The 3,992-nt window shown below is 36.5% G+C and carries 4 protein-coding genes; all 4 read left to right on the top strand.

The annotated features are described in order from the left end of the window. Positions 1-283 precede the first annotated feature (283 nt). Positions 284-643 carry a hypothetical protein gene (locus VNZ46_RS18915; RefSeq protein ID WP_325561578.1) on the top strand — a complete coding sequence of 120 codons (360 nt, stop codon included), beginning with the start codon at positions 284-286 and terminating at the stop codon, positions 641-643. Between the two features lie 263 nt (positions 644-906). After that, positions 907-1,236 (top strand): DUF4134 domain-containing protein, encoded by a 330-nt coding sequence (locus tag VNZ46_RS18910; protein ID WP_414693507.1) that lies wholly within the window; start codon positions 907-909, stop codon positions 1,234-1,236. A gap of 10 nt (positions 1,237-1,246) precedes the next feature. Further along, a complete protein-coding gene (locus tag VNZ46_RS18905) occupies positions 1,247-1,684 on the top strand; it encodes a DUF1896 family protein (RefSeq protein WP_325561577.1) in 438 nt (145 codons plus the stop codon). Positions 1,685-1,701: 17 nt separating this feature from the next. Beyond that, positions 1,702-3,992, top strand: a 2,291-nt coding sequence (locus VNZ46_RS18900; RefSeq protein WP_325561576.1) for an N-6 DNA methylase, incomplete at its 3' end; no start/stop codon positions are given.

The following is a 3,992-nucleotide window of genomic DNA, read 5'->3' as shown; positions in this document are numbered from 1 at the left end:
GATTTACAGAGTAAAAAAAATAATTATTTTTTTTACTCTGTAAATCAGGTAGTTAAATAAGGTACGATTTGGGTACAATTTTTTATGTCCTTTACCGACGTTCATCAATCCTATTACTTTGTATCATAATCAAAACAAACTAGTAAACAGAAATTACTGGTTTGAATGTGAAACGAAAAATAGAAAAAAGATGTTATCAAAAATTAGTTGGACCCAGTATTTTTATGCAGTAGCACTTATTCTAGCCGTCTATTATGCATACGTTATCCTCAGATATTATTCCTTGGATATCCAAGAGAAGTTTACGCAGAAGAGGCCGTATGTGCCCGAAGTAGAAGAACAGGAGGAACATCATGAAGTTCAGCAAGAACAAATTACTGCAAAATCAACGGACTCAACTGATGACAGTTTTGATCAAATCGAATCTTTGATTGAACAAGTAAAGATACATATCGAGGGAGAAGGGAAATCGGTTATCGTCAATGAGAATTTCGCTTCGGAACTCGAGCAAATTATAAAAAGTTATCCATCCTTAAAATATACCCCCTATAAATCTGCTATAAATGAGTTGATCATCACTGAGTGTGGAAAATATGGATTAAATACGCTTGATGAGGAGGATGTATCCAAGTTTTGGGAGTAAAATATAAGCCACCGGGTTCCTCGTGTGTAGAGGTGCGTGAGAGAGCGAAGGGACTCTGGTGGCTTTCAAAAATGAATTTCTAAGTTTTAAATAAGAATAAGCCACCAGGATCCGCTTACGCGAAAGGGGTTGTGAAGAGAGATAGGTGAATGGTGGCTTTATAAAAATTAGCTATTAGGTGAGTAGATTTCTGGGTCCTCTGCCATGGATGTGGCAGAGGTACGGAAAAAAAGAGAAGATTTACTTTAAAAATTAATGTGTATATGAAAAAGAGTAGTTGGATTAAAAAAATCGGTAGAAAGTCTTTAGTATTGCTTTTGGCACTGTTGGGCAGTCGCGAATTTACCTACGCACAAAGTGGTTCCGCTGGTATCCAAGAAGCAACCAAACAGGTTAATGGTTACTTTGGTGTAGGTACAAGTTTAATGTATGCAGTTGGAGCTATGTTAGGTTTGATTGGAGCTGTTAAGGTGTATACCAAATGGAATGCTGGAGAACCTGATACTAGTAAAGTAGCGGCAAGTTGGTTTGGCAGTTGTATATTCCTAGTGGTTGTGGCCACCGTTATCAAATCCTTCTTCGGAATTCAATAGACATCTACCAATGGAAAAGGTCATAACTGAAAAACTATGGAACTATATTGTTTCCAATAATCCTGATTTAATGCTCACTCTTAAAGAGGAAGGCTCTGTTTTTCAATATTTAAAAAACAAAGTTCAGTCTGTGCAGCCATTAATTGAAGAGCTAGAGGAACAAAATAAGCCAGCCTATATTATAGAGGAGATCTGCTTAGAGGAACTCACAAGGGAACTTAGGCCTTCAAAATACCACTATATCAAAACTTTAGTTGAAGAGGAATTTGAAGATAGTTTTTTAGCTATGGTCGAGAGTGGTGTATTGACCTATGAAATCGTGAACATGATGTTAGCCTGCCAGGATATTTTTGAGTCGTTTAATTTTTCAGAACAATCTGAAGATGATCGTTTTTTAAGGTATGCGGTGATTGGTGAAGTGAGTGCTTATTTAATGGGAACAGTTTAACTGGATAAGGAGGGGAAATGAGCTATAATCAATTGGAGAAATTACAAGATAATATTAGAGCGTTAGAGTTGGTCTTTCAACATGATGGTAATAGAGTTTTGACTCATGATGAAGTTACAAGTATTCAAAGGTATTCCGGTTTTGGTGGACTTAAAGCTATTCTGTATCCTAATGGTTCAATAGAACAATGGAAGGAAAATGGAGCAACTAATCAGGATTTAACCTTATATCCAAGTATGATGAAATTTCATCAATTACTCGGTCAATATTTTACTCCAAATGAATATACTGAGGTCATAGATTCTCTCAGAAGTAGCGTTTTAACTTCCTTTTATACTCCACCAGTTATTCCGAAGGTTTTGTTTGAAACATTAAAATCTTTTGAGGTTGGACCTACATCTTTTTACGAACCAAGTGCTGGGATGGGAGTTTTTGTTAAAGAAGCTATAAATATGTTTCCGACTTTGAAGGAAGTTAATGCGGTGGAAAAGGACTTATTGACCGGCGGGGTTTTGACTACGTTAAGTACTTCCTGGAAATTGGATTCGACTATTCGCTTAATGGGATTCGAGGAAACGGGTAAAGAAGAAGATGGAAAATACGACTTAATTGCAAGTAGTATCCCGTTTGGAGATGTGTCTATATATGATCCAAGTTATGAAAAAACTTATACTAAAAGAATTCACAACTATTTTTTTGCAAAAGGCATAGACAAGCTGGTGGAAGGAGGGGTGCTGGCCTATATCACTACAGACGGTTTTTTAAATAGTCCAGGTAATGAAGAAAATAGGCGTCATCTCTTCGAACACGCGGATTTTATCTCTCTAGTGGTGATGCCAGAAAATTTAATGAAAGATACTGGCAATACGCTAGCACCTAATCATTTGCTCATTGTTCAAAAAAACAGCCAAAAGTCGTCCATATCGATAGAAGAGGAGCAGTTGATCAAAACTGTTGATAAACCAAGCTCCTTAGGTGTAATCACCTTAAACCAATATATTGATCAACATCAAGAAATTCTGATTGGGGATGAAATAGGCCCTGGCAAAAATCAATATGGTAAAGCCCATTTAAAGGTTTTGCAGAATGGGAATTTAGACCAAATGGCGCCCAAGATCAAAAGTATTTTGGAAAAGGACATGGTCAAAAATTATAAAGTGAGAAAGGTTGGTGTACCCTATATTGAATTGTCGTCTGATGAAGTACCTATTGAAAAATACCTCACCTTTCTAGACCAACCGATTGAAAAAGTTCGGGACAATGCTATGCAATTAGGATTGTTTGATATGAATTCTTCTGGTGATAATAATAGAGCTTTAGATTATTTGAACGAAAAGGATGAACTTCTGGTTAGAAAAAACTCTGCTCGGCTACTTGGAGTAATAAAGACGAAGGAACATCCTAATCATGAAAGCGTTGTGGTTATTGCAGCTCGAGAACTTAAGAAGAATTATTATGTGTACAGGATATATTCCAATTTAGCTGAAATTAATTCATCCACACAATGGATGAATTCCAACTCGCTTCAAAGTGCACTCGAAGATATAGCAAAGGTACTAAGGGCTTATCCGTATCAGTATAGGCTGGAAGGGGATGTGGCAACAAAGTTGGGTAGGTTGTTGGAAGTTAAACAAAAATCTGATGGCGAAATTAGATTTCCCTCTGACCTATTAAAGCCTTATTATAAAGAAGGCACTTTAATCATCTATTCTGGTTTAGTGGGTGTTTTAAATAACGTCGATTTAAAAAAATCAAGTGCTAAATTTTTGCCATTATCGGTACAAGACGATTTTGCTTTTTATAGTTCCTATGTCAGCACTAGAGATGCTTATGTTGATCTTGAAAACTATGAGCAGCAAACTGGCAATGCAAATATTGAGCTTAGGGGTTTAGCGAATCAGAATTATGATCTGTTTCTTGGTACATATGGAGTTTTTAATCTGCCGCAAAATAAGAAGCTGCTTCTTGGAGATAAAGCCTTTGGTGCAGACATGCCTTCTTTATTGGAACGAAGAGTTGGACTTGATTTTATAAAATCCGACTTTCTAAGTGTTGGATTAATAGTTCCAAAAGAGGAATTTAATACGGAGAATTATATAGATGCACTTTCTCGATGTCTAAATGATAAAGGTTTTGTAGAGCTATCTTTTATTGCTGCTGCCACTAAGTCTACAGAGTTGGAAGTTGTGCAATCGCTTGGTGATCAAATTTTTACAAATCCTGCAACTAGGGAGTGGGAAACAAAAGATAAATATCTTTCAGGTAATGTAGTGCAAAAGTTGGAAGAAGCGCAAAGAGCCTTAGCTGA

The organism is Pedobacter sp. (assembly GCF_035566355.1).
Taxonomy (GTDB): domain Bacteria; phylum Bacteroidota; class Bacteroidia; order Sphingobacteriales; family Sphingobacteriaceae; genus Pedobacter.
This window is presented reverse-complemented; position numbering and strand designations above follow the sequence as displayed.

Coding starts and splice junctions, on each gene's coding strand:
- VNZ46_RS18910 (WP_414693507.1), top strand. CDS start 907: ATGAAAAAGAGTAGTTGGATTAAAAAAATCGGTAGAAAGTCTTTAGTA.
- VNZ46_RS18905 (WP_325561577.1), top strand. CDS start 1,247: ATGGAAAAGGTCATAACTGAAAAACTATGGAACTATATTGTTTCCAAT.